The sequence below is a fragment of the Haloplanus salinarum genome, assembly GCF_024498175.1.
GTDB lineage: Archaea > Halobacteriota > Halobacteria > Halobacteriales > Haloferacaceae > Haloplanus > Haloplanus salinarum.
This window is the reverse complement of record NZ_CP101823.1, coordinates 216,804-242,916: the sequence shown is the minus strand read 5'-3', so window position 1 is coordinate 242,916 and position 26,113 is coordinate 216,804. Positions and strand designations below refer to the sequence as shown.

The 26,113-nt window shown below is 64.8% G+C and carries 25 protein-coding genes; 14 read left to right on the top strand and 11 right to left on the bottom strand.

The window, feature by feature from the left end:
* Positions 1-16: 16 nt before the first annotated feature.
* Positions 17-1,189: an O-antigen ligase family protein gene (locus NO364_RS01260; RefSeq protein WP_257628317.1), complete on the top strand. Its 1,173-nt coding sequence runs from the start codon at positions 17-19 to the stop codon at positions 1,187-1,189.
* Between the two features lie 47 nt (positions 1,190-1,236).
* Here NO364_RS01260 and NO364_RS01255 read toward each other — a convergent pair whose 3' ends face one another.
* Positions 1,237-2,148 (bottom strand): alkaline phosphatase family protein, encoded by a 912-nt coding sequence (locus NO364_RS01255; protein ID WP_257628316.1) that lies wholly within the window; start codon positions 2,146-2,148, stop codon positions 1,237-1,239.
* A gap of 173 nt (positions 2,149-2,321) precedes the next feature.
* Here NO364_RS01255 and NO364_RS01250 point away from each other — a divergent pair, with 173 nt between their 5' ends.
* Positions 2,322-3,698: a sulfatase family protein gene (locus NO364_RS01250; protein WP_257628315.1), complete on the top strand. Its 1,377-nt coding sequence runs from the start codon at positions 2,322-2,324 to the stop codon at positions 3,696-3,698.
* Positions 3,695-5,155: a sulfatase family protein gene (locus NO364_RS01245; protein ID WP_257628314.1), complete on the top strand. Its 1,461-nt coding sequence runs from the start codon at positions 3,695-3,697 to the stop codon at positions 5,153-5,155. The genes NO364_RS01250 and NO364_RS01245 overlap by 4 nt, the downstream gene beginning before the upstream one ends.
* 3 nt (positions 5,156-5,158) lie before the next feature.
* Here the strand turns inward: NO364_RS01245 and NO364_RS18240 are convergent, their stop codons facing one another.
* The gene (locus tag NO364_RS18240) at positions 5,159-5,533 is read right to left on the bottom strand and encodes a glycosyltransferase (protein WP_420191789.1); all 375 of its coding nucleotides are present in this window, start codon (positions 5,531-5,533) and stop codon (positions 5,159-5,161) included.
* Positions 5,534-5,575: 42 nt separating this feature from the next.
* Between NO364_RS18240 and NO364_RS01235 the strand changes: the two genes are divergently transcribed.
* Positions 5,576-5,851, top strand: a complete 276-nt coding sequence (locus NO364_RS01235; protein WP_257628312.1) for a type II toxin-antitoxin system HicB family antitoxin — start codon at positions 5,576-5,578, stop codon at positions 5,849-5,851.
* A 2-nt stretch (positions 5,852-5,853) separates the two neighbouring features.
* Positions 5,854-6,111, top strand: coding sequence for a type II toxin-antitoxin system HicA family toxin (locus NO364_RS01230; RefSeq protein ID WP_257628311.1), 258 nt, complete (start codon positions 5,854-5,856; stop codon positions 6,109-6,111).
* A gap of 46 nt (positions 6,112-6,157) precedes the next feature.
* On the opposite strand, the gene NO364_RS01225 is transcribed toward NO364_RS01230, so the two are convergent.
* Positions 6,158-7,270, bottom strand: a complete 1,113-nt coding sequence (locus tag NO364_RS01225; RefSeq protein ID WP_257628310.1) for a glycosyltransferase family 4 protein — start codon at positions 7,268-7,270, stop codon at positions 6,158-6,160.
* 69 nt (positions 7,271-7,339) lie between these two features.
* Entirely contained in the window at positions 7,340-8,068 is a 729-nt protein-coding gene (gene aglF / locus NO364_RS01220; protein WP_257628309.1) for a UTP--glucose-1-phosphate uridylyltransferase AglF, read from the bottom strand.
* Between the two features lie 469 nt (positions 8,069-8,537).
* Between aglF and NO364_RS01215 the strand changes: the two genes are divergently transcribed.
* Both NO364_RS01215 and glmS read left to right on the top strand, forming a co-directional pair.
* Positions 8,538-9,704 (top strand): sugar phosphate nucleotidyltransferase, encoded by a 1,167-nt coding sequence (locus tag NO364_RS01215; RefSeq protein ID WP_257628308.1) that lies wholly within the window; start codon positions 8,538-8,540, stop codon positions 9,702-9,704.
* A 4-nt stretch (positions 9,705-9,708) separates the two neighbouring features.
* Positions 9,709-11,511 carry a glutamine--fructose-6-phosphate transaminase (isomerizing) gene (glmS, locus tag NO364_RS01210; RefSeq protein WP_257628307.1) on the top strand — a complete coding sequence of 601 codons (1,803 nt, stop codon included), beginning with the start codon at positions 9,709-9,711 and terminating at the stop codon, positions 11,509-11,511.
* A 585-nt stretch (positions 11,512-12,096) separates the two neighbouring features.
* Here glmS and glmU read toward each other — a convergent pair.
* On the bottom strand, positions 12,097-13,290 hold the full coding sequence (glmU, locus tag NO364_RS01205; RefSeq protein WP_257628306.1) for a bifunctional sugar-1-phosphate nucleotidylyltransferase/acetyltransferase: 1,194 nt from the start codon (positions 13,288-13,290) through the stop codon (positions 12,097-12,099).
* Between the two features lie 69 nt (positions 13,291-13,359).
* Positions 13,360-13,950 carry a rhomboid family intramembrane serine protease gene (locus tag NO364_RS01200; protein WP_257628305.1) on the bottom strand — a complete coding sequence of 197 codons (591 nt, stop codon included), beginning with the start codon at positions 13,948-13,950 and terminating at the stop codon, positions 13,360-13,362.
* Positions 13,951-14,219: 269 nt separating this feature from the next.
* Between NO364_RS01200 and NO364_RS01195 the strand changes: the two genes are divergently transcribed.
* The 6 genes from NO364_RS01195 (at position 14,220) to NO364_RS01170 (ending at position 20,785) form a co-directional block, all read left to right on the top strand.
* Complete coding sequence (locus NO364_RS01195; RefSeq protein WP_257628304.1) at positions 14,220-15,833, top strand: ABC transporter substrate-binding protein; 1,614 nt, start codon at positions 14,220-14,222, stop codon at positions 15,831-15,833.
* Between the two features lie 99 nt (positions 15,834-15,932).
* Entirely contained in the window at positions 15,933-16,880 is a 948-nt protein-coding gene (locus NO364_RS01190) for a carbohydrate ABC transporter permease (protein ID WP_157689316.1), read from the top strand.
* A gap of 2 nt (positions 16,881-16,882) precedes the next feature.
* A complete protein-coding gene (locus NO364_RS01185) occupies positions 16,883-17,722 on the top strand; it encodes a carbohydrate ABC transporter permease (protein ID WP_257628303.1) in 840 nt (279 codons plus the stop codon).
* A gap of 97 nt (positions 17,723-17,819) precedes the next feature.
* A complete protein-coding gene (locus tag NO364_RS01180) occupies positions 17,820-18,986 on the top strand; it encodes an ABC transporter ATP-binding protein (RefSeq protein WP_157689318.1) in 1,167 nt (388 codons plus the stop codon).
* A gap of 154 nt (positions 18,987-19,140) precedes the next feature.
* The gene (locus tag NO364_RS01175) at positions 19,141-20,190 is read left to right on the top strand and encodes a transposase (RefSeq protein ID WP_257628302.1); all 1,050 of its coding nucleotides are present in this window, start codon (positions 19,141-19,143) and stop codon (positions 20,188-20,190) included.
* A 304-nt stretch (positions 20,191-20,494) separates the two neighbouring features.
* Positions 20,495-20,785 (top strand): zinc ribbon domain-containing protein, encoded by a 291-nt coding sequence (locus tag NO364_RS01170; protein ID WP_420191790.1) that lies wholly within the window; start codon positions 20,495-20,497, stop codon positions 20,783-20,785.
* A 13-nt stretch (positions 20,786-20,798) separates the two neighbouring features.
* Here the strand turns inward: NO364_RS01170 and NO364_RS01165 are convergent, their stop codons facing one another.
* The 3 genes from NO364_RS01165 to NO364_RS01155 all read right to left on the bottom strand — a co-directional run bounded on the left by NO364_RS01165 (position 20,799) and on the right by NO364_RS01155 (position 23,363).
* On the bottom strand, positions 20,799-21,845 hold the full coding sequence (locus NO364_RS01165; RefSeq protein ID WP_157689320.1) for a CPBP family intramembrane glutamic endopeptidase: 1,047 nt from the start codon (positions 21,843-21,845) through the stop codon (positions 20,799-20,801).
* On the bottom strand, positions 21,842-22,123 hold the full coding sequence (locus NO364_RS01160; RefSeq protein ID WP_157689321.1) for a hypothetical protein: 282 nt from the start codon (positions 22,121-22,123) through the stop codon (positions 21,842-21,844). The genes NO364_RS01165 and NO364_RS01160 overlap by 4 nt, the downstream gene beginning before the upstream one ends.
* A gap of 64 nt (positions 22,124-22,187) precedes the next feature.
* Positions 22,188-23,363 (bottom strand): mandelate racemase family protein, encoded by a 1,176-nt coding sequence (locus NO364_RS01155; protein ID WP_257628301.1) that lies wholly within the window; start codon positions 23,361-23,363, stop codon positions 22,188-22,190.
* A 167-nt stretch (positions 23,364-23,530) separates the two neighbouring features.
* Between NO364_RS01155 and NO364_RS01150 the strand changes: the two genes are divergently transcribed.
* The gene (locus NO364_RS01150) at positions 23,531-23,995 is read left to right on the top strand and encodes a universal stress protein (RefSeq protein ID WP_157689323.1); all 465 of its coding nucleotides are present in this window, start codon (positions 23,531-23,533) and stop codon (positions 23,993-23,995) included.
* Between the two features lie 119 nt (positions 23,996-24,114).
* Here NO364_RS01150 and NO364_RS01145 read toward each other — a convergent pair whose 3' ends face one another.
* Together NO364_RS01145 and NO364_RS01140 are read right to left on the bottom strand one after the other, a co-directional pair.
* The gene (locus tag NO364_RS01145) at positions 24,115-25,287 is read right to left on the bottom strand and encodes a mandelate racemase family protein (protein WP_257628300.1); all 1,173 of its coding nucleotides are present in this window, start codon (positions 25,285-25,287) and stop codon (positions 24,115-24,117) included.
* Positions 25,288-25,361: 74 nt separating this feature from the next.
* Positions 25,362-26,105, bottom strand: a complete 744-nt coding sequence (locus NO364_RS01140; protein ID WP_157689325.1) for an SDR family oxidoreductase — start codon at positions 26,103-26,105, stop codon at positions 25,362-25,364.
* Positions 26,106-26,113: the final 8 nt, after the last annotated feature.

Below are 26,113 nucleotides of genomic sequence, written 5' to 3'. Positions count from 1 at the left end.
GGCAACAAGATATATTGTGAACACGACGCTACGGGAAGTCGCTGTAGGAGGACTTCTTCTCACAACGTTACTCCTCTACACGCCCTTCGCACCGCCGTTACTCTCACAGACACTGTGCCTAACGGCGTTCGTCTATGTCGGCACGCTTTGCGTACAGCACAAATCCGAATTCCGCATTCACCGCGGAACGTTACTGGCACTTACAACGCTGCTCGTCCTCTACGGAAGTCATCTTGCGTTGAATCCCAATCTACCAGGGCTGCTCCGCGTACCTGCCTACGTACTCTCAGCGGTCGTACTCGTGATCCTCCTCCCGGAGGCGATTCCAAAACGGTCGTTCCTGCTCAGTCTCGGTGTCGTCGGGCTGTCGATGAGTGTCCTCGCGCTCCTGTTGGCGCCGTTTCCGGCGTTTCGCTGGAAACCAGGATCGGGTTTCGTCATCAAATCCATCTTCCAGAATCCCCAGTCGCTCGGTGTTATCGCAGGAGCAGGCGTCTGGGGGTTAGTTCCACAGACGATACGCGGAAAGCGTCGCAGAGTTGCTGCAGCCGGACTAGCGCTTTGTCTCGTAGTGATCGTACTCGCAGAGAATCGCTCCATACTCCTAGGGCTCACAGGTGGATTTGCAGTCGTATTCGCACAGCGATACTGGGGGGCACTGGCGAGCGTTCCGGTTGTAGCCATCGGAGCAGTCGGGAGCCTAGTCGTGTTCGGGATCGTATTCAACATACTCCCAGGACCGACCGCACTCGCGACATACGACCTCAACAATCGCGTGCCGTTGTGGATCGCTGCTGTCGAAGCGGTCTCACAGAGCCCGAGAGCGTTACTCTTCGGATACGGCGCAGGGAACATGTCCCAACTGCTTGAACCATATATCGTTGGACGCACCCCATCCGGACCACACAACGGCTACCTGCGAATGCTTCTCAACACCGGCGTCCTCGGGTTACTCGCCTACCTTCGGATTCAACTGGGGGCGCTGAACTGCCTCCGGACTGCCGTTTCGGTCAACGAACTGACGATTGTCGGCCTGCTTGTTACGTTTATGATCGCCGACCTGTTCGGATCCGTCACATTTTTCGGATTCTCTACGGACACGTTCCTGTTAGCGGGGGCGACCGGATACGCACTCCGGATGACGATAAATGACGATGAAAGCATACCTTCGGCCGTTCCGAGCGATTGACACTCGGCGTGCTGGAAAGAACTCGAAACCATCCCCTTCGTCGTAAATTAGGTGCGGTATCCTAGATCTTGGAGATGGCTCTTCACCTCATCCATATCGATATCCTCCTCGGTCGCTGGCACCTCGGAGGTGATAACTTTCTCGGAGCGAGCCGACACCACGAACCACGGTATCTCCAACAACTCCGGAACGTACATTCCGGCGAAGTGTCCGTATTCGTGAACGCCGAGCGGGGGAACGGACTCACCTAGCAACTCGCCGTGATCGGCGGTGATGACAGTTCGCCCGACGAGTTCGTCCAGTAGCGTCAGAACACTTTCGAGGACCAGATCTAGGTTCTCGCGGTAATACATTCGCAACTCGTCGTCGGTGATGCTGTTCTTGCGAATCGTATCGATCAGCCCGTGACCGTGGTCGAGGTTCGATTGTGCCGTACTCCCTAAATACGGCTGATGGGGCTGGAGATAGTGTACGATCAAGCGTTTGTTGGGGTACGTTTCGGAAGCAGCGATTCCCTGTTCGGTAACCGTTCGTGGTTGGGTCGTCAGACCATCGATGGCATCCCGATACTCGTTGTTGTGTAGTGGAATGTAGTCGTGGACCGAACAGTTCAATTCGTCACGCAGACGGGCGTAGTGAGGATTCACCGAGACGTAGACGGTATCGTGTAGTTCTCGGTCGGTGAAATTCCCTCGGATGAACTCCGACGACGTGGCACCCCTGGATGTATACTTGTGCAACTCTCCATCAACGAAGCCGGCTTCGTCCAGATGTCTACTGAATTCGTCGTATCGTGCCGCGTCGAGAATTACCAAGTTATCCCAGTCTTGCTCGAAGATATCTACACCGGCGCGATAATACGGGACTCCCTGTCGGGCGTGGTTGTATATCCGGTATGGCTCCCGGTACAACCACCGTGGGTGTTTAACGACCGTTTTGAGTTGGGAGAGGCCGTACACGACTGGTTAGTTATCACATGATATTATTAAAATATCAGGTTCGGCATGCGAGACGACCGCCGTCAGTTTCGAGGCGCCACATATGCCACACGCCGATATTTTCATATGTGATCCGACACGTGCAAAGATTTAGACAGCCAACCAATAAATCCATCTGACAAGACGGTGGAGATATGACAGAATCACCAGTAGACAACGATCAGGACACGCCGGGCGATTCACCGAATGTACTCTTCCTAGTCGTCGACTCACTCCGATACGATGCCGTCTTCGGCGACGACGCCTTCGAAACGCCGAATCTCGACGCACTCGCCGACGACGGAATCGTCTTCTCCAACTGCTTCTCCCAGGGTATCAGCACCGCCCCGGCGATGACCGCCATGCTCACGGGGCGTTACCCGCTCGAATACGGCGGCCACTGGTATCTCGAAGACACGCAGCCGACGTTCGCGGAGGAGTTCAAGAACAACGGTTACACCACGGGCGCGATTCACTCGAATCCGAACGTCTCCCGACTCCGCAACTTCCACCGGGGATTCGACACGTTCGAGGAGAACATCCTGCCCTACGATCCCGACGGCGTCCTCGAAGCGTTGCCGGACGACGTGCTTCGGTATCTGAACAAATTCGTCCGTATCCTCAGCCGGACGCCGTATCTCCCGGCATCGACTATCGACGCACAACTCGCCGACTGGATCGCCGAGACCGCGGAGCCGTGGTTCCTCTGGACGCAGTACATGGACGTCCACGGGCCGTACCTGCCGGGCGACGACTTTACCTATCGGAACAAGTTCCGGGCCGAGCAGCTGTGGCGAAAGGCCGCGGTGAACTCGCCGCACGAGGTAACCGAGGCGGAACACGAGGAACTGTGGAGGAACTACCGGCTGGAGGTGGAGTACTTGGACGCCGAACTGGGTCGCTTCCTTGGCGAACTCGACCGTAACGGCGATCTGGAGAACACGACCGTCGCCATCGTCGGCGATCACGGCGACGAGTTCTACGAACACGACGACTACGGACACAGCAACCTGCCGTACGACGTTCTCACGCACGTTCCGCTCATCATCAGGTTCCCCGAGATGGCAGGAATTTCGCAGGGGCGGACGGTCGACGAATCCGTCCGCTGTGTGGACATCCTGCCGACTGCACTCGATTTCGCTGGCGCGACTCTCTCCGAGGAGATGCGGAGACGGATGGTCGGAGAGTCGTTACTACCGCTGATCCGGGACGGGGAATCGCCATCGTTCGACGTGATCGTGACCGAGAAGGAGATGCGCGGCGACGACGCGCTCCGATTCGGATTCCGAACCGACCGCTGGAAGTTCCTCTTCGACGGGAAAGAGAAAGAGCGATATCTGTACGATCTCGAAACCGATCCCGACGAGACCCGGGACGTATCCGAGGACCATCCGGACGTAATGGAGCGATTCCAGCAGGTGCTCGACGAACGATTCGAGAAGATAGAACGGACCTCGGAGAACGTCGAAATTCCGGAATTGGACGAGTCGAGCGGGGTCGAAGAGCGCCTGAAGGCCCTCGGATACAAATGACGAACGTCGTCCTGTTGGTCCTGGATACGGCACGAGTGTCAGCGGTTGATCTTGCGAAACGGAGCACGATCACGCCGGAGTTAGTCGAGATAGCCGGGTCGGGGGTCTCTGCCGACACGGCTATCGCGAAGGCTCCCTGGACCCTCCCCTCCCACGCCTCCCTCTTCACCGCCACCGACCCCTCCAAACACGGCGCTCACGCGGGCCACAAGCGACTCTCCGACGAGCCCCAAACGCTGGCCGAGACCTTCGCTGTGGCCGACTACGAGACCGTCGCTGTCTCGAACAACACCTGGATCAGCGAGGAGTTCGGCTTCGCCCGCGGGTTCGAGACGTTCGTGAAGACTTGGCAGTACGTCCAGACCGACACGGACCTCGGCGAGATCGCACGCACCGAGGAGGGAACCGACAAGCTCCGCGCCGTCGTGCGCCGACTCTTCGACGGCAACCCCCTGACCAACCTCGCCAACGCCGTCTACGGCCAGTTCCTGCGCAACCGCGGCGACGACGGCGCGAAGCGAACGAACGAGTGGATCGCCGACTGGCTCGCGGATCGAACCGACGACCGCCCGTTCTTCCTGTTCGTCAACTACCTCGAACCGCACCTCGAATACCGGCCGCCACGGGAACACGCCGAGCGGTTCTTGCCCGACGGCGTCACGTTCGAGGAGGCGATGGACGTGCCACAGGACGCGTGGGGTTACATTGCGGACACGGTCGAGATGACCGACCGCGACTTCGAGATCCTGCGTGCCCTGTATCGCGCCGAGATCGCGTACCTCGACGACCGGATCGGCGAACTCCGCCGCCACCTCGAAGCGGCCGGGGAGTGGGAGGATACGATCTTCGTCGTCACCGCGGACCACGGCGAGAACATCGGCGATCACGGGCTGATGGATCACCAGTACTGCCTGTACGACACCCTACTACACGTGCCACTCGTCATCCACGGCGGCCCCTTCACGGGCGGCGGGACGGTCGACGACCTCGTCCAGTTGACCGATCTCGGACCGACGCTGTTGGACGCCGCGGGCGTCGACGCACCCGAATTCAGGGAACAGGCACAGGGACGGTCGTTCCATCCCGACGCCGACGCCGATCCGCGCGAGTTCGCCATCTGCGAATACCTCGCCCCACAGCCGTCGATGGACGCGTTGGAGAAACGGGTCGGGACTCTCCCCGACGACGTGCGCCGCTACGACCGCTCGCTCCGGGCGATCCGCGACGACGAGTGGAAGTTGATCCGGGGATCGGATGGCTCGACCGAACTATACGACGTAGTCGATGATCCGGAGGAACGAACCGATCTGTCCGACGACAATCCCGAGCAGGTCAGTCGACTATCGTCGACGCTCGACGACTGGCTGGACTCGTTCGAGCACGCGGACGTTTCGGGCACGGTCGACATGACCGACGACACGAAAGAGCGACTGGAGGATCTCGGCTACCTCCAGTGACGCTCACCCCTCACGAAGCCCGTCCAACACCTCGGTCGTCCGCTCGACCGTCTCCTCCCACCCGTGCTCCTCGACGATCCGCGCCCGCCCCCCATCCGGATACTCGCCGTCCAGACACGCCTCGATTCGGTCGGCGAACCCCTCGACGTCACCCACCTCGACCGTGTACCCCCCGCTCGACACCAGATCCCGCATCTGCGACAAGTCGCTCGCCACCACGGGCACGCCCGTCGCCATCGCCTCCATCACGGTCCGGGGGACGCCCTCGGCTCGGCAAAATGGATGAGTCGGCGCCGCGGTAGACGGCGGGGATCCCGTCGTACGGCACCTGTCCGCGGGTAATCGTGGGTCGGGATGTCCCGATCCCGAGACGGACACACCGTCCGAAACGTTTTGCGTTTCGGCGAACTACCGTCGTCTATGGCACGAGCCGACTCGGGCGATGAGGACGCGACCGGCCGGGAAATCCGACTGCTGCAGAATCCGAACGGACAGTGGACGGCTCGTGATCTCGGTGCTGGCGTGACGGCACAGGGCGAGAGTCGGAGCGTTGCACTCGAGAATCTCGACGCGGTCGTCGAGGCGGTGGATGGCGACGGTGGTCGGCCGCCGACCGACGCCGAGATCCGCGACCTCGGCGTCGATCCGGAGGTCGCTCGGACGCAAGCCGACGACCTCCCGGACGTGTTACAGTAGCGATGGTAACGCGGGACTTCTCGGGCGAGGACGTGTACAAGGTACTCGTGAACGTCGGTGGCTTTCGGCACGTCCGCACCACGGGCGACCACTTGATCCTCCGCTGGGACCCGCCGGAGGGCCACGAGGACACGGACGCCCGCGTCGTGACCGTGCCGGCTCACGACTCGATCAGTATCGGAACACTCCACGATATCGCCGACGATGCCGGCGCGGAGGAGTTCGAGGCGTTCTGTGAATGGATCGACGAACATCGGTGAGGGGCGATCGACAGTCCCGATCGGTCCCGATCCGCTGCGTGAGCGTTCACCGAGACCGACGAATCCTCTCCAACACCGTCGTCGTCCGCTCTACGGTGTCGCTCCACGAGTGCTCCGCCACGATCCGTTCGCGCCCACCCGCCGGATACTGTCCCTCCAGACACGCATCGATCCGCTCGGCGAACCCCTCGACGTCGCCCAACTCGACCGTGTACCCCCCGCTCGACACCAGCTCCCGCACCTGCGGTAGGTCGCTCGACACGACGGGGACGCCGGTCGCCATCGCCTCCATCACGGTCCGGGGGAGTCCCTCGGCCCGACTCGGCAGGACGAGCGCGTCGGCGCTCCGATAGACGGCCGGCATGTCGTCGTAGGGCACCTGTCCGCAGAAGGAGACGGCCTCGCGAATCCCCAGTTCTGCCGCGAGCGCGACGAGGTCGTCCCGTCGCGGCCCCTCGCCACACAGGTAGAGCGCGGCGTCGGGGTGGGCGTCCCGGACGCGGGCGAGCGCCCGTACGGCGTCGGCCGGCCGCTTCCCCTCGACCAGCCGGCCGACGAACAGTACGACCGGGCCGTCGTGATCGATCCGGTCGCCTCCGGGGCCGTCGGGCCTGAATCGTCCGGTGTCGATGCCGTTGGGCACCACCTCGATCCGGGCGTCGACGCCGAGGTCGCGCACCCGTTCGCGGTCGGTGTCGGTGTAACAGAAGACGGCGTCGGCCCGATCGAACGTCCACCGGCCGAGCGTCCGGAGGTAGGCGTCGAAGACCCACTGCGGTGCGTTCTGGGAGTAGAGCCCGTGGTTGGTAATCGCGAGTGGAAGCCCACCGATCCACCGCTTCAGCGCCGCGAGGTTCGTCGAGAAGTAGAGATGCGAGTGGGCGTGGCACACGTCGAACTCGGTCGTGTCGATCCCGGCGAGGTGACGCGCGAGACCGGCCGAGATATCGTTCCCGAGAAGCGAGACCGTCGGGAAATACCGGACGACCGTATACCCCTCGCGCTCCTCGACGTGGGGACGGTCGGATTCAGTCCCGACGGTCAACACGGTCACGTCGTGCCCCATCGCAGCCTGATCGCGACTCATCGCGTGAACGTGGTAGGTGCCGCCGCCGGGCACCTCGGGGTAGAGTTTCTGGGCGACGCGGAGGATTCGCATCACGGACGACATCGAAACGAAGTGTCAAGACACCATCGGTCGATTCGTCACGGTGGGGCGGTCGGAGGATCACTCGGAGACGTCATTGTCGTCGGCGAGCCGTCTTTCGGCTTCGTCTCGGTCTTCCGGGTAGCCGATGTCCACGCGCCATCCCTCGAGCCCAATGGCGTCGATCGTCCGACCGCTCTGAATCAGCAGGTCGATCGCCTCCGAGATCTCGTATTCGCCGCGGTTCGACGGCTGGACGAGATGGCAGGCGTGGAAGATCGCGGGCGAGAACGTGTAGAAGCCCGTCATCACGAGGTTCGAGGGTGGATCCTCGGGTTTCTCGACGACGTCGGTGATCTCGCCGTACTTGTTCGTATCACAGACCCCGTATCGGCTGGCTTCGTCCCAGTCGACCTCCTCGACGAGGAACGCGGCATCGGCGCGGTTTTCGCGTTGACGGCGGACGACGTCCTCGAGGTTCGCCTGGAAGATGTTGTCGCCGAGCATGAGCATGAAGTCGTCATCGACGTGCTCTTCGACCGTCAGTAGCGCGTGGGCCAGTCCCTTCTGTTCGCGCTGGTGCGCGTACGTGATCGGAACGCCCTCGAATTCGTCGCCGTAGTGCTCGATGATGTCCTGCTTGCGGTACCCGACGACGACGACGAGTTCGTCGGCACCGAGTTCGGCCAGCTGTTCGAAACAGTGCGTCAGGATCGGCTTCCCGTCCACTTCGACCATCCCCTTGGGTTTGTCCTCGGTGAGTGGGCGGAGTCGCGTCCCCTCGCCGGCCGCGAGCACGACAGCGTTCATATCGGATGGACTATCGCCACGGCACGTAAAAGGTGTAGCGCCTCACGCCGCGTGATATCCGCCGGGAGCGCTCCCGCGGCTGGAGCCGTGGCCCGTTCCTCGATACGACGGCGACCGTCTCGGCGTGCCCGACGGCTGTCATCGCGCCCATCGAGGGCGGTCGGTCCGCTGTCGGACCCGATCCGCCGCCGTCCCCATCGCCCGGGGCGGCGTGTGGAGGGAGTCGCGACGGTCGAATGCAAGCCGGTCGGGAGGTCGAGCCACGAGGACTCCCCTCACGCCGGTGGATCGACGTCCGGTCTCACCGGTCCCGCGACCGGAATGGCGACGATGGCGCCACCGACCGGCGGGGATCATACCCACGTCGGTCACGTCCACCAGCCGACCAGTGGCTCGAAACGAGCGAAACGGCTGCAGCCCGCCGCCGCGGCCGGCAAAAGCCTATGTCGTATCGTGACGATCAGTGGATATGAAAGCAGTCGTACTCGCCGCGGGGAAGGGACGGCGGCTCTGGCCGCTCACGGAGAACCGTCCGAAGCCCATGCTCCCGGTCGCGAATCGGCCCATCCTGGAGCACATCGTCGACGCGCTCACCCGGACGGCGATCACCGAGGTACTGATCGTCGTCGGCTCGAATCGTGATCGCATCCAGAGTCACTTCGAGGACAGCTACGGCGACTTGGATATCTCGTACGTCGTCCAGGACCCACAACTCGGGACCGGACACGCACTGTTACAGGCGGAATCGCATCTCGGCGAGTCGTTCGTCGCGTTGAACGGCGACCGGGTCATCGACGCGACGGTCGTCGACGCGGTCGTCGAGCGCCAGCGGGAGACCAACGATCCGGTCATGGCGATCACCCGCATCGAACAGCCGAGTCGGTACGGGGTCGTCGAACTCGACGGCCGGACGGTCGTCGGACTGGAGGAACAGCCACACCCCGACCGCGCGAAATCGGACTACATCAACGCCGGCGTCTACGCCTTCGGCCCCGAGATCTTCGCCGCGATTCGCCGTATCGAGGCACACGGCGAACGGGCGCTGACGGAGGCGTTGGGGACGTTCATCGACGAGCGGCGACTCGAAGCCGTTCGCTATCAGGGGACGTGGCTGGACGTCTCGGCGCCGTGGGACCTCCTCGCGGGCAACGACGCACTCCTCGGGACGGAGCGATCGCCGGACGCGATCCCCGAGAGTGCGACGATCGACGCCTCGGCGGTGGTCGCGGATTCCACGGCCATCGGGGAGAACGCGGTCGTCCATCCACAGGCGGCCGTGTTGAGCGGCGTCAGCCTCGGCGACAACGTTAGTATCGGCGCCGGCGCGATACTGAAAAATACGATTCTTTTAACTGATGTGACAATCAAGAGTGGTACTGTGATGACAGATTGCATCGTCGGCGCAAACACGACACTGGGCCCGAACACGACGGTCGAAGGCGGCCGTGCCGACGTCGTCCTTTCGGAGGACGTCCACCGCGACGTCACGCTCGGGGGATTGATCGGGGACAACGTCGCTGGCGGGGGCAACGTGACGATCACGCCGGGAACCATCGTCGGAAACACCGCCACGCTCGACGGCGGAACCTACGTGTCGGGGCGTGTCGAGGACGGCAGCCACGTACAGCGGGGCTGATCGTATGTGTGGGATCGTCGGCTGCGTCGGCTCGGACGACACGGGACGGATCGTCCACCAGGGGCTCGAGAACCTCGAATATCGCGGCTACGACTCGGCGGGTATCGCACTCACCGGCGAGACGCTCACCCTCGCCAAGACGGCGGGGCAGGTCGACGAACTCACGGCGCCACGGTCGGCCGACGCCACGGCCGGGATCGGACACACGCGGTGGAGCACTCACGGGGAACCCACGGAGACGAACGCCCACCCCCACACGGACTGTACCGGCGAGGTGGCCGTCGTCCACAACGGCATCATCGAGAACTACGACGCCCTCAAGACGGAACTCAGCGAGCAACACGTCTTCCGGAGCGAGACCGACACCGAAGTGATTCCACATCTCGTCGAGGAACAGCTCGCCGACGACGTCTCCCTGCTGAGCGCGGTGCAGCGGGCGACCCAGCGACTCGACGGAAGCTACGCCATCGCCGCGACGGCGGCCGGTCACGACGGCATCGTCGTCGCACGCGAGGATAGCCCCCTGTTGATCGGTCACGGCGACGACGCGACGTTCATCGGGAGCGACGCGACCGCGTTCGTCGAGCATACGGACCGGGTCACGTACCTCGAATCGGGGGATATCGCCCACCTGACGGCGGATGACGTCACGATCTACAACGGCGGAGAGTCCGTCGACAGACCGACCGACACCCTCGACTGGGACGCCGAGGCCGCCGGCAAGAGTGGCTACGAGCATTACATGCTCAAGGAGATCCACGAACAACCGCGCGCGCTCCGACAGACCATCTCCGGACGAATCGACGACCTCGCCATCGACGTCGACCTCGACGTCGACCTGCCCACGGAGTATCTCCAGTCCGTCGAGGAGGTGCAGATCGTCGCCTGTGGGACCTCGTATCACGCCGGTCTCTACGCGAAGGAACTGCTCGAAACGTACGCCGGCGTCCGGGTTACCGTCCACATCGCCAGCGAATACGAGTTCAACGGGGAGCGCGATCCGTGGCGCACGCTCGTGCTCGCCATCACGCAGAGCGGCGAGACGGCCGATACGCTCTCCGCACTCCGCGAGGCCGCGGGAGCGGGCGCACGCACGCTCGCGCTCACGAACACGCTCGGGAGCACCGTCACTCGGGAGGCCGACGACACGATCTTCATTCGCGCCGGTCCGGAGATCGGCGTCGCGGCGACCAAGACGTTCGTCTCCCAAGTCGCGACGGCCACGCTCCTCACGGTGCATCTGGGACAGGTGCGCGGGACCCTCTCGTCACAGGCCACGACGGAGTTCCTCGAGAGCCTCCGGGACCTCCCCGGCGCGGTCCAGCAGGTGTTGGATCGGGAACCCACGATCGAACGCGCCGCCGAGACCTACGCCGACAGCGAGGCCTTTTTCTACATCGGCAGGCGGACCGGCTACCCGGTCGCGCTCGAGAGCGCCCTCAAACTCAAGGAAATCTCGTACGATCACGCGGAGGGCTTCGCCGCCGGCGAACTGAAACACGGCCCACTGGCACTGGTGACGCCCGAGACGCCGGTCATCGCCATCCTCACCGACGGGACGGCGGCCGAGAAGACCGTCCACAACGTCAAGGAAGTCGAATCACGCGGCGCGCCCGTCGTCGGCGTCACGAGCGAACCGACGCTCACCACCGACGTCGACACCGTCTTCGAGATTCCGGCGTGTGGCCCCTTGGAGCCGGTGGTCGCGAACGTCGTCCTCCAACTGTTCGCGTACCACGTCGCGAACGAGAAGGGACGGTCGATCGACAAGCCGCGGAACCTCGCGAAGAGCGTCACCGTCGAGTGACGCGGGCCGTTCGGGAGAACGCCGCTCGTGGGGGCGAGCCGCCGTCGGCGTCTCGGACCCGCCCGACGGATGGCAGTTCGCGCTACGGAGAGGGAAGCCGCCGGAGACGGCGGTATCGGATCCGCGATTCGAGGAGAAACCAGCCACTCGCGAGCAGTGCGCCGGCGACGTTCGCCAGCGCGTCGGCGGCCGAGAGGTGTCGGTCGGGATGTAGCCCCTACAGGAGTTCGATCGCGACCCCGTAGCCGACGGCGACGGCGAGGACGAGCGCGATCCGGATCCAGAGGCGATCCCGAAGGTGGGCAGTCGCGTACGCCAACGCGAGTGCGAAGCCGGCGTACCCGAGGACGTGCAGTTGCTTGTCCCAGAACGGACTCGGGCGTGGCGACGACGGGGGAAGGCCAAGGACGGAGAACTAAAGCAACGCGGCGGCGACCCCACCGGCCCCGAGATACCGAAGGCGGCGGGGGACGAGCGGAACGGGAACCGTACGCATGGCCGACTAGCGTGGTGGATGGAGTATATACGTACTGCCGGCAGCCCCGACGGGCCCGAGCGACGACGGCCGAGGGGACGTCCGCGACGTCAGTCGCGGGTGACCGAGTCCACGACCGTTTCGTTCGGTGCGGTCGTGGCGCCGGCGGCGAGCGACACGCCGGCGTTCAAACTCGTGTCGATCCCCGTTTTCACGTCGTCGCCACAGACGACGCCGAACTTCCGTCGCCCCGTGGACACGCGCTCGCCTTTCACCTCGCAGGTGACGGGCGCTTCGTCGTGACGGAGGTTCGCGACCGTCGTGCCGGCACCGAAGTTCACGTCACGTCCGAGGATGCTGTCGCCCACGTACGAGAGGTGACCGACCGTCGCGCCGCGCATCAGGACGCTGTTCTTCACTTCGACGGCGTGGCCGACCGTCGTCTCCGGACCGAGCAGGGTCGCGCCGCGGACGTAGGCGTTCGGCCCGACGGTCGCGCCGTCCTGGACGAGCGCCGGGCCCTCGATGACGACTCCCGAATCGACGGTCGCTCCCGACTCGACCACGACGCCGCCGCGGAGGTCCGCGTCCTCGTGGACCTCACCCTGGATCCGTCGGGAGCACTCCCCGAGTTTCCACTCGTTGGCCGCCAGCAGTTCCCACGGTCGACCCACGTCGAGCCAGCGATCCAGCGTGACTGCCGTCACCGTCCGTTCCCGACAGACGCGGCCGAGGACGTCCGTCAGCTCGCGTTCCCCGCGGTCGCTACTCTCGACGTCGAGCCACTCCCGGGCCGCCGCGGGGAAGACGTACGCACCGGTGTTGATCACCTCCGAGGGCGGCGTCTCGGGCTTCTCGACGACGTCCGTGACCCGTCCCTCCGTGACGTCGAGGACGCCGTAGGCGCTCGGGTTCGCGACGCGGTAGGAGCCGACGCTCGGGCCACGGTCGAAGAGGTCGGCGAGCGACTCCGGATCGTAGAGGTTGTCGCCGTTCAGGACGGCGAAGGGGCCGTCGTCGAGTTCGGCCGCTCCGACCCGCACGGCGTCGGCCGTCCCACGCTGGACGTCCTGTACGGCGTAGTCCACGGGGACGCCCTCGAACTCCGTCCCGAAGCGGGCGCGAACGGCCTCTGCCTCGTAACCCACGACGAACACCAACCGCGAGGCCCCCGCCTGCACCGCCGCAGCCGCCGTATGCGCAACGAGTGGCCGCCCGGCGACCGGGAGCATCGGTTTCGGCCACCGTTCGGTCAGCGGCCGCATGCGGGTCCCCTGGCCAGCCGCCAGAATGAGCGTCTGCATGGCCCTATGTACCGTCGGGGCTTGCAAGTCAGTACCGGCTGGACCACCGTCGTCGGGGGCGCCGGCTCCTCACCCCGCCGACCGGTCGGGCGTCGCCGACACGTACCGTTCACCGACCCCGGCGACGACACCAACCACCAACCCGGTCGCGTGGCCGACGACGCTCGTGCCGGCCGGCGGGTCGGCGAGGCCCAGGAGGGTCACCCCCAGTCCGACCGTCGCGACGGCGGCGATACCCCACTCGACGCGCGGGAGCGACCGCCATCGGGGGAGTTCTCGGAGTCGGGCCGTGGCCTCGCGGCCGACGAGCGCGTGGGCGACGCCACTCCCGCCGATACCCAGTCCGGGCGCCACGCCGCCGACGACGAACAGGGCCGGGACGAGCGTCGTCGTGAGAAAGCCCGCGACGACGACGAAGCCGACGTAGTCCTGCCAGGGGCGGCGCCGTTCGAGGAAGTAGCCGAAGGGAACGACCCACACGAGCGTCGCGACGAGGTGGTCGCCGCTCGCGTGGAGCAGGGGGGCGAACACCTGCGTGAGCGCGTTCGCCGGGAACGTATCGAGCGTGACGAGTTGTCGGGGCGAGATACCGAGGACGTACGCGACGTTCTGTTCGACGCGGTACGCGAGTACGAAGCCGAACGTCAGCGCCAGGGTCACGCGCCCATGCGAGGGGGACACTGGGCGGAATCGGTCGGACATGGGTGAGTTCGTGGGCGGACGACGGTCGTCGTCCGAGGGTCCACGACGCGTCCGTCTCTCCCCACCAAGGGAGGATAAACGTTCGGCGGAACGGTGACTGTGGGCGTCCCTCAGGGCGCCAGTCCCATCCCTCTCCGTGAAATCGCGTGACGAAGAGAGAGATCCCCGTCCGGGCGTCGAAATGGAGTGGTTAATTATTTATATCACGGGTCAGCAAGAGTAGGCGTATGTCAACCCGAGACACGGAAGACGGGTCCAGCGGGGTAAGTCTGGACACCGATGACGAAGAGACGAGCCGACGTGACTTCGTGAAGATCACGACGGGTGCGGCGAGTGTCGGTGCCATGGGCGCGCTCGCCGGTTGTGGCGGTGGCGGCGGTGGAGACGGCGGCGACGGCGGCGACGGCGGCGATGGCGGCGACGGTGGAGATGGCGGCGACGGCGGCGACGGTGGAGACGGCGGCGACGGCGGCGACGACAGCGGTGGGAGCGAAACCGTCACCGTCGACTTCCTCTCCGCGAACGCCGTGGAGAACGGCGACATCCAGCGCCACTTCCAGGACTCGATGGAGGACTTCGCGTCCAAGAACGACGGCTACGAGGTCAACCTCCAGACGGCGTCGTACGGCGACGTTCAGCAGTCCCTCACCTCCCGCGTGCAGAGCGGGAACCCGCCGGCGCTGGCGGAGTCCGGCGGCCTCGGCCTCCAGTTCTTCCGGAACGACCAGCTCGTCGACCACGCCTCGTTCATGGAAGGGACCGACACCCTCCCGGACGACCTGACGACGGCAGGCCAGCAGGTCGCCGAGTTCCGCGGCAACTACTGGTCGCTGGGTGCCATCCGCAACACCAACAGCAACCTCGGCATCCGGCCGAAGACGTTCTCGCAGGCGGGCGTCGAGGATCCGATGGAGGAGCTGAAGACCTGGAGCCAGTTCTACGATGTCCTCCAGACCATCGACGAGGAACAGGACATCATCGCCTACGAGGAGACGGGCGTCCCGGGCGACCTCGAGTCCTACTGGGGCTACGCGCGAACGGCCTACACCGACGGGACGGACCCGTGGATCCGCGGCGAGGGGACCGACCCGACCGTCGTGATCAACAACGAGGAGATGGAGGAGGACCGACAGAAGACCGACGGCATGATCAAGGCGTGTATCACTCTCGCCAACGAGTTCAGTAGCGCCGAGGCCGCCACGCGCGGCGACGAGGACATCCCGGCGCTGATGCTCAGCGGGCAGGTCGCCTCCTTCACGTACGCGCTGGCGACGGCGAACCGGTGGTACTCCGTCGACGAGAACGCCAGCATCGGCTGGAACGACGGCGAGGGCGACTTCATGCTGCTGCCCGACCCGCAGCTCGACGAGGACTTCGGCGACGCCATCGGCATCGACGACCTCAGCGGCCACTCGGGTCAACACGGCGGTCACGTCTGGGGACTGGAGCAGTGCCACACCATCTTCGACGGCGTGAGCGACCAGCAGAAGGAAGGGGCCTTCGCGCTCGGTCGCTACCTGCTCGAGGACAACGACTTCGTCCTCCCCGCGTGGGGCGAGTACTACGAGGCCATCCCGGGACTCGACCCCAAGCTCGAGGCGCTCCGTGACGAGTACGACCTCCCGCAGAACTTCGAGCAGTCGCTCACCAACCAGGTCGAGTACGGCGACCAGTACAGCAACACGGGCGGCCCGTGGGACGTCTGGCCGACCGACCCGATCCGCTGGACCGACATCAACGAGACGATCAGCCAGGCCATCGCCGGCCAGCACGGCGTCCAGGAGACGCCCTCGATCGTCCGCGAGCGGGTGCTGACCCGACTCGAAGAAGAGAACAACTGAACGGCGATCCCCGTCACGTCGGGTGATCGACACCCGCCGTCGGGACCCCCTGCGGCGCGGACGGAAACTTTTATCACGATTATATTGGTCAGTGAGACCATGGCACAGAGACAAGGACGCACCCGAGAGGAGATCCGTGAGCAGTACGGGCTCGACGAGCGGACACTCACGGATCGACTCCGGGAGAACTGGACGGGGTACGTCTTCATCATACCCACGTTCCTCGCGTTCACGGCACTGTTCTACTATCCCATGGTCCGTGGGGTCACGATGACCTTCACCGACACCAGGCTGGGCGAACCGGGCCAGTTCATCGGCCTGGCGAACTACCAGTGGCTCGTGACGAACGACCTGTTCGTCTACGCGTTCGGCTGGTCCATCGCGTTCGTCGCCGGGACGACGTTCCTCCAGCTCGGACTGGGACTGCTCGCCGCACTGTTGTTGAACGAGTTGGGCGAAGCGGCCAAAGACTGGGTCGGGGCCCTGATCATGTCGCCGTACTTCGCCGCGCCGCTGGCCGGCGGTGTGGTCTGGATGTGGTTCCTCGACAACAACTTCGGCTTCATGGCCAAGGCGCTCGCCGTCTTCGGCGTCGACGCCCCGGCCTTCCTCGCGACGGGGGTCTGGCCGTTCATCTCGCTGATCGTCGCCCAGACGTGGCACGACTACGCCTACTCGGCGATCATCTACGCGGCCGCCATCGCGAGCATCCCGAGCGAACAGTACGAGGCGGCGGCCCAGTCCGGCGCCAACCGCCTCCAGCGGTTCCGTGACGTGACGGTGCCCCGGCTCCTGATCCCGACCATCGTCATCCTCTCGCTGCGGACCGCCTGGAACATCGCCGAGTTCTCCCAGCCGTTCGCCCTGACCGGCGGCGGTCCGGGGACCCGGACGATGCTCCTCAGCATCCTCACGTATCGCGTCGCGTTCGTCAACAACAACTTCGCCCGCGCGTACACCGTCGGCATGGCGATGGTCCTGCTGTCGATGACCGCCGCCGTCATCTACGTGAAGGCGATCAGCGAAGAGGAGAACCTGTACGTCTAACCATGCTCAACGACACCAAACGAAACCGCGCGCTCCTGTACGCCGGCATCGCCGCCTTCGCGCTGTTCGCCATCGTCCCGTACTACTGGGTGATCCGGACGTCGTTCCTGACGAACATCGCCGCGATCAGCCCCGATACGGGGTTCATCCCGGCGCTCAGTAAGCTCACACTCGAATCGTACACACAGATCTGGGACCGGTTCGCCTTCGTGACGTTCTTCCGGAACAGCATCATCGTCTCCGTGGCCGCGACGGTCATCTCGCTGTTCTTCGCGATCCCGGGGGCCTACGCCTTCGCCCGACTCGACTTCCCGGGCCGGAAGGCGCTGTTCTACACCGCCGTGTTCACGATCATGTTCCCGTGGATCGTGCTGACGATTCCGGTCTACGAGGTGTTCTACTTCCTCGACCTGGTGAACACCCTCGTGGGTGTGATCATCGCCCTCTCGATTTTCGTCCTGCCACAGAACATCTGGCTGCTCCAGGGGTTCTTCAGGCAGGGCATCCCCGAGAGCATCGAGGAGGCGGCGCTCATCGACGGCCACAACGAACTCACGGCCTTCCTCAGGGTCGTGTTGCCGCTGAGCCTGCCGGCCGTCGCGGCGGCGGCGCTCTTTGCCTTCCTGACCGCGTGGAACAACTTCCTCTGGGTGTTCGTGCTCACGACCGACACCGAGGTCAGGACGGCGACGGTCGCCATCTACTACATCCTCGGGAGCGACGTGCTCCGGGAGTGGAACGTGCTGATGGCGTCGCTCGTCCTGCTCGTCGCCCCGCCGGTGATCTTCTACGGCCTGTCGCGACGGTACGTCGGTGAGGGCCTGGGAGGGACGCCCGGATAGCTGATCTCGGGCCGCTACGGCCCGTTCACCGGAAACGCCACGACGAACCGAGAGCCAAATAATAAATGGTGCGACATCGAATCCGACTACAACAACCATGGCACGCCTCGAACTAGACGACGTAACGAAAGTATTCGACACGAGCGCCGAGACCATCGTCGCGGTCGAAGAGCTCAATCTGGACATCAAGGACGGCGAGTTCATCGTCGTCGTCGGCCCCTCCGGCTGTGGGAAGTCGACGACGCTCCGCATGATCGCCGGCCTGGAGACGGTCACCGACGGGGAGATCCGGCTGGCGAACGAACGGATCAACGAGAAATCGCCGAAGGATCGGGACATCGCGATGGTGTTCCAGTCGTACGCGCTGTACCCGCACAAGACGGTGCGGCAGAACATGGCCTACGGCCTCCACCTGAGTACGGACCTCGACGACGAGGAGATCGATCGCCGCGTGCAGGAGGCCGCCGAGATGATGGGCATCGAGGACCTGCTCGACAAGAAGCCGTCCTCGCTGTCCGGCGGCCAGCAGCAACGCGTCGCGACCGGTCGGGCCATCGTCCGCGAGCCCTCCGTGTTCCTCTTCGACGAACCGCTCTCGAACCTCGACGCGAAGCTCCGCAAACACATGCGGACCGAGCTCTCCCGGATCCACTCCGAGGTCGGGATCACGACCGTCTACGTCACCCACGACCAGGAGGAGGCGATGACGATGGCCGACCGCATCGTCATCCTCGATCAGGGGACGCTCCAGCAGGTCGGCGCACCGAAGGAGGTCTACCACGAGCCGGTGAACCGCTTCGTCGCGAACTTCATCGGCTCGCCGTCGATGAACTTCGTCGACGTCGACCTGGAACTCGAATCGGACGGCTCCGGCCGGCTCGTCGGCGACGACTTCGACTACGAGGTGAGCAGTCGACTGCTCCAGCCCCTCGACTCCAGCACCACCGAGGTCGAGTTCGGCATCCGCCCCGAGAACGTCCGGATCGACCCCGACGCGCCGACGGCAAAGAGCATCGAGACGACCGTCGACGTCGTCGAAGTCGTCGGCTCGGACAACTTCATCTATCTGGACCTCGCCGGCGAGGAGTTCCGCGTCCGGACGCCCTCGGAGGTCGAACCGACCGAGGGGGAGACGGTCCGGCTCACCTTCGACGAGGACGACATCCACCTGTTCGACAGCGCGTCCGGCGAGGCGCTCGTCCACGGCTTCCCCGACACGGACGTCAGCGCGACCGCGGAGCAGTCCGACACGACCGCCGACTGACGACCCCCCGACGTCTTTTTTACGGAAGTGCGAGGAGAAAGCCCCGCCCTTCAGGGCGGGGATGAATCCGACAAACGACGACACAATCCACCGACGATAGCACAGCCTGATATTCCAATAGATGCTTAAGACAGCATACCTAATTACAAATGTAATGGTCACGGTGGCCGTCACCGCGAAGTTCCACAATCCATCCCTCTCACGGCGCAAAGAGTGGCAACACGCCACTCGCCTCTACCGTGACACCAAGCAATTTTGTATCGACGGATGGGAGAACGGCGACTTTGGCAAATCCGTGACCACGGCTAGCATCGACAACGACCTCTACTCGGCAATCCAGAACCAAGCCATCCGGGAGGCAAAATCCGACCATAATAAGGACGGAGAGGTTCGCTACCGAGAGAGTCAGCCGTTCGCCGTCAACAACCAGAACTGGGAAATCGACACGACTGAGAACGGCACGGTCGTCGTCGGCTTCCCATGCGTCTCTCAATGGTGGTACACCCCGATAGAGGTGTACGACGACATTGCCAATCCAGTAGACCGACTAGTCGAAGGTGACGCCGACAAGACTCGTCTACAGGTCTACCGTCGCGGAGACGACTGGTATTGTACGTTCAATATCGAGTACGACGCCGATACGTCGGGCGAGACGCCCATCGGTGTCGATATTGGTGAACGACACATCCTCGCTGTGACCGCCTACGATGAGGACGAGTCGATGCTGGTGTCTGGTGGTGAGGCGAAGTACGTTCGACGCAAATATCGTTCCCTACGCGAGTCGCTATCGAAAGCGGGTGCGCTTCGCGCACGCAACCGCGTGGGTGACAAAGAACAGCGTCGGATCAAAGACATGAACCACAAACTCTCCCGTCGCCTCATCACGTTCGCGGAACAGTTCGAGAACCCCGTCATTCGGATGGAAGATCTCGAAGGCATCCGCGAGAACAGTTCGTGGTCGGGCGTCCACTCGTGGCACTTCCACCAACTCCAACAGTTCATTACGTACAAAGCCGAACGCGCTGGTGTTCGCGTTGAAAAGGTCGATGCGTACCATACCAGCCAGCGGTGTTCGGCGTGTGGTTCGATGGGAACCCGTGATGGCGACCACTTTTCGTGTACGGAGTGTGGCCGTGGACGACACGCCGACCTGAACGCTTCGGAGAATATCGCACAACGGGAGGGTGAACCATGCACGGCGTAACAGTTCGGCTGACGCGAACCGTGCTACCTCGCTGGTTGAATAGCCAGCCGTCGTCATCGGGCTACGCCCGATTGCCCGTGGAACTACGTTCCACGCCGTTGACGCCCGCAGATTGCGGGGAGGAAGGCCCAATTGACAGGGCTACACGCGCTGGAAAGCACGTCCGTGGTCACAACTGGACGGCGACCTTCGACGGCCCACGCGAAAGCGTACTTGAGGCCCGAGGAAACGCGCAACCTGAATATCCCCTTCGGGGAATCCCCGCCCTTTAGGGCGGGGAGGATGTCAAGACGCAGGCATCGGCGTGGAGTTGATCGACGAATACGACACGTCGCAGACGTGCAGCCGCTGTGACAGCGAAGGCGTCCGAGCAACGCAGGGACGCTTCGAGTGTCCCGAGTGGGGGCTGGACGACAAGAACGGTTCGCTAAACATCGGCAACCGAGCCGCGGGCAAGTTCTCGAAACCGCTGTCTGAAGCGGGGACTGTACTGGCAGAGCCCGAAACGCAGGTCATCGTCCCGCGTGACGACGAACCTGCGAACCCCTCGGTGTCCGTGGGTGCAACCTCCGGTGGGGGAACCCCACGGCTTTAGCCGTGGGAGGATGTCAGGACGCCGTCGACCGCTCGTCCGTCGCCCGCAGTCGTTCGACGACCCGCCGCATGTCGGCGGTTTCGTTCACCGAGTCGTTCTCCACCCGTTCGGTCATCGCCGCCGCGACGGCCATCCGCGCGTCGACCAGCCGCCGTTCCACCCGGGTCGCCCGCTCGGCCTGGGCCGGCGTGAGCGAGTCGTCGCGCGCCGCGGCCAGGAGCGCCTCCGCGTCGCGGGAGACCCGCAACGCCTGCCGCCCGTGTTCGGTGACGCGCTCGCTATCGTTTTGCACCCACGTCACCTCCTGGGCTTCCTCGTCGACGATGGCGACCAGAAACGCCGCCTTCGACAGGCGCGTCTCGGCCCGGCTGGTTCCGGGATCGAGGTCCCCCCGGGCGTCGATGCCGGTGATGACCGTCCGCTCGGCGGGGTTGTACGCGTCCGACGGGTACGCGGCGGCGCCGACGGTGCCGAGTCCCACGAGCAGGAGGACGATCACGAAGACGCCGAGGAACACCCGCGGGGCGCCCCGGATCGGCTCCATGCCCGAGAAGGGGTTGTTCCGCGTCCGGTCGAAGGAGAGGGAGTACGCCTCGGCGACGGTGTCCGCGAGGTCGTGGGTGTGTTCGGAGGTGCCGGTGACGACGACCCGGCCGGCCTCGGTGATCCGGACGAAGGAGTTGTGAAAGCCGGTGTACATCACCATCAATCCCGGCCCCTCCTGGAAGGACTCACGCTCCACGTCGTCGGCGTTGGCGTCGGATCGGACCGCGTCGACGATGGATTCGAGGCAGTCGACCGGGTCGTCGACGGTGGACCGCGAGACGAAGATCGACCCCGTCTCGGCGCTGATCCCTTCGTCGACGTCGGCGAACCGCCGCCGGAGCGACGTGACCGCGCTCTTGGAGTAGGCGATGCCGAAGGGGAGCGTGGCCGCGACGAGGCCGATGGCGGCCGTCGGCAGGAACCGCCCGGGGCCGCCGTAATGAAGCGTCGCCCAGATAGCCGCCAGGATCACGAGACCACCGCCGCCCCACGTGACCGTCCGGAGTTTGTTCATCCCAGGAAGGTCCGCTTGAGTCGCCCGACGATGCTCGTCTGGCGGGCCGCGCTCTCGGCCTCGCAGACCGGCTGGAGCTTCCGTTCGAGGTCCTCCCGACTCTCGAAGCGTTCGACGTCGGCCTCGTTCAGGAACTCCGCGAGCATCATGGAGTTACCGTCCTCGTCGAGGGTGATGTTCTCCAGTGGCATGTTCCGCTCGAGCCGTCGCGAGGACACGGGATAGGACCACCCGGACTCGACGATGAGTTCGTGTACTGCGTCGGGTCCGACCGTCATATGCCAACGGTCGGTGACCACGATAGATAAATACATCGTCGGCGGTCGACGGTCGACCGCGACGTCACTCGTAGACGTGCAGGGAGCCCGTGCTGTTGTCCTCGATGTAGTCCCAGTCGTACTCGACGCCCAGACCGGGGCCGTCGGGGACGGGAACGGTCCCGTCGTCGTCGACGGCGTCGATCATGTCGGAGTAGCCGCCCTCGTAGACGGGGGGTTGGGTGTTCTGACACTCGGGGTGGACGAGCGCCATCTCGTAGTAGTTGGTGTTGCGGGTGGCGGCGATGCAGTGTCGCTGGGCCGGGCCCGGCGCGTGGAACTCCACGTCCAGGCCGAACGCCTCGGCCATCCGGGCCACCTTCATCGCGCCGGTGATGCCCGCGTCGTACTCCGGATCGGCCCGCAGGAAGTCGGTCGCGTCGCCGGCCGCGAAGTCGGATTTCATCTCCAGGCCACGGACGTGTTCGGTCTGGAGGATGGGCGTATCGAGTTTCTCGCCGAGTTTGCGGTGAGCGTGCTGGGAGATGCCGCCGTCGCGGAACGGGTCCTCGTACCAGAAGAAGCCCTCCTCGTCGAGCGCGCGGCCGAGTTTTAGGGCGTCGGCGAACGTCTCCAGTTCACAGGCCGGGTCGTGCATGAGGTCCATCTCGTCGCCGACGCGGTCGCCGACGGCGTGGACCGCCTCGATCTCGCGCCGGAGGTCGCGGGTGTCGTCGCCGCCGCCCCAGCCGTGGATCTTGAACCCGTCGAAGCCGGCGTCGCGACACTCTTCGGCGAAGTCGGCGAAGGCTTCCGGGGAGTCGAGCCCCCCCACCTCGTCGCCGTGATACGTCGAGGCGTAGGCCGGAATCCGCTCCCGGTAGGTGCCGAGGAGTTCGTGGATCGGCGCGTCGTAGTGTTTGCCCGCCAGATCCCAGAGGGCGATGTCGACGGGACCCATTCCCATCCGGTCGTACTTCCGGAGCGCGCGCTTGATCTCCGACCAGTGTTTCTCGCGCTGGAGCGGGTCCTTCCCGATCAGGTAGTCCGCGAACGTGTTGATCTGGGCCGCTCCCGGCGAGTTCCCCCCCACGTACTCCCCCGTGACGCCCGCGTCCGTGTGGATCCGCAGGCCGAACAGCTTCCGGTGGGTCGTCTCGCCGGGGTCGTAGACGAGGTTGAACCCGTGTTCGTCGGTCCCGACGTCCTCCAGCGGATAGGAGAACTCCGTGCTCTCGATTTTCGTGATCGTCAGCGCCATACCCCCGAAGTCCGGCGACCGCGTAATAAGTATACCTTCCGAGGGCGACGACAACCGAGGGACTGCAGGCGACCGGAGCCGGCACGGATCCCGGGACGTCTCGGTCACCGGAACCGGCGACCGCACAGCGGTGGGGTTTTTCAACTCCATGCGCGTACCCACGGTCGATGTTCGAGCCACTGGAGACGGTACTCCTCACCGTCGGTCCGAACGACAAGAATCGCCTCGACGAGTTATCGGAGACGGTCGTACAGGTCGCGAAGCCGGCCGACGCCACGGTCGTGATCACACACGTCTTCACGCCGGACCAGTTCCAGGAAATCGCCGAGGACCTCGGGATGTCCGACCTCGCCGAGACGGAGGTCGACGAGGTGCTGGAGCGCCACGAGTCGGTCCGACACTTCGAGCAGGTCTTCGACGAACACGGCGTCGACTACGAGGTGAAAGGCGTCGTCGGCGACATCAGCGACGGGATCATCGGCATCGCCGAACGGACCGAGAGCGACCGCGTCGTCGTCTCGGGGCGGACGCGCTCGGCGGTCGGCAAGGCGGTCTTCGGCAGTACGGCCCAGGACGTGTTGCTGAACGCCCCGTGTCCCGTCACGTACGTGAAGGCGAAGGCGAAGGACTGAAACGGGACGTCGATCCCCGCGGTGGGGGAGCGACCGAACTCGTACGGATTATTGTAACCGTGTCCCGGTCGTTCGTCAGGACAGTCCGGCGAACGACCGGTAATGACTTACAACGAATATCAGTCGTAGACGTGCAGGGAGCCCGTGCTGTTGTCCTCGATGTAGTCCCAGTCGTACTCGACGCCCAGACCGGGGCCGTCGGGCACCGAGACGGTGCCGTCCTCGTCGACGGTTTCGAGGTAGTCCGAGTAGCCGCCCTCGTAGACGGGCGGGATCGGGTTCGGCACCTCGGGGTGGACCAGGGCGAGTTCGTAGTAGTTGGTGTTACGGGTCGCGGCCATGCAGTGTCGCTGGGCCGGGCCGGGCGCGTGGAACTCCACGTCCAGACCGAACGCCTCGGTCATGCGTGCGATCTTCATGGCGCCGGTGATGCCCGCGTCGTACTCCGGATCGGCGCGGACGAAGTCGGTCGCGTCGGCCTGGACGAAATCGGAGTGGGGTTCGAGCCCGCGGACGTGTTCGGTCTGGAGGATGGGCGTATCGAGTTTCTCCCGGAGCTTCCGGTGAGCGTGCTGGGAGATGCCGCCGTCGCGGTACGGATCCTCGTACCAGAAGAAGCCCGCCTCGTCACAGGCACGACCCACCTTCAGCGCGTCGGCGAAGGTCTCGTACTGACAGGCCGGATCGAGCATCAGGTCCATCTCGTCGCCGACGCGCTCGCCGAGCGTCCGGACCGTCTCGATCTCCCGGTCGATGTCGCGCCACTCGTCGGACCCCCAGACGTGCATCTTGAAGGCGGGGTAGCCGAGGTCCAGACACTCCTCGGCGAAGTCGGCGTACGCCTCCGGGGAGTCGAGGCCGCCGTTCTCGTCGGCCTCGTAGGTGGAGGCGTAGGCGGGCAGGCGCGTCCGGTAGGTGCCGAGGAGTTCGTGGATCGGCGCGTCGTAGTACTTGCCCGCGAAGTCCCAGAGGGCGATGTCGACGGGACCCATCCCCATCCGGTCGTACTTCCGCAGCGCCCGCTTGATCTCCGACCAGTGTTTCTCGCGCTTCAGTGGATCCTTCCCGATCAGGTAGTCCGCGAACGTGTTGATCTGGGCCGCCGCCGGCGAGTTCCCCCCCACGTACGTCCCCGTGATCCCCGTATCCGTGTGGATCCGGAGCGCGAACTGCTTCCGGTGGGTCGTCTCGCCGGGGTCGTAGACGAGGCTGAATCCGTCCGGGTTCTGTCCGACGTCCTCCAGCGGATAGGAGAACTCCGTGCTCTCGATTTTCGTGATCGTCGGCGACATACCTCGTCATCCCGGGTCAGTGCCATAAATTTGCGGGACGACTCGGGGGCGGCATCCCGATACGGGGACGGATCTCAGAAATGCGAGAACTTGTCGCGGCGGTAGAGGTCGAGTTCGCTCACGGTGTTCGGCGGGCGCTGGGCCGCCGCGAAGGCGATGGCGTCGGCCACGTCCGCGGGTTCGGTCACCTCGCCCGGGTCGTAGCGCTCCGCGAGCGGATCGTCGGTCTCCGACCCGAACTCGGTTCGCACCTCGGTGGGATTGACGACGGTGACGGCCACGCCGTCGTCGCCGACGGCGCCCTCGAGGCTCAGGGCGAACCCGCGGACCCACCACTTCGTCGCGGCGTACACCGGGTTGTAGGGGCGGGGGTGTTGGCCCGAAAAGCTCCCGAGGAAGATCAGGTTGCCGTCGGACGCGCGGAGGTGTGGAAGCGCCGCCTGGGCGGTGTAGAAGGTCCCGTTGACGTTCACCTCGGTCATCAGTCCGTACTCCTCGTCCGAGAGCGACTCGACGTCCTTGTCGACCCCGAGGCCCGCGTTGACGACGACGACATCGATGCCGCCGAACGTGTCGGCGGTTTCGGTCACCGCCGACCGGACCTGCTCGGGGTCGCGAACGTCCGTCGGGACGACGAGCGCCTCCCGGTCGTGGTCCGCGCGGATGGCGTCGGCGATCGATTCGAGGCGCTCCTCGCGGCGCGCCGCGAGGGCGACGTGCGCCCCCGCCTCGGCGAGTCGGTGGGCCGCGGCGCGGCCGATGCCGGAACTGGCGCCGGTGACGAAGGCGATGCTGTCGTCGAGTTCGTCGGGATCCATACCCCACG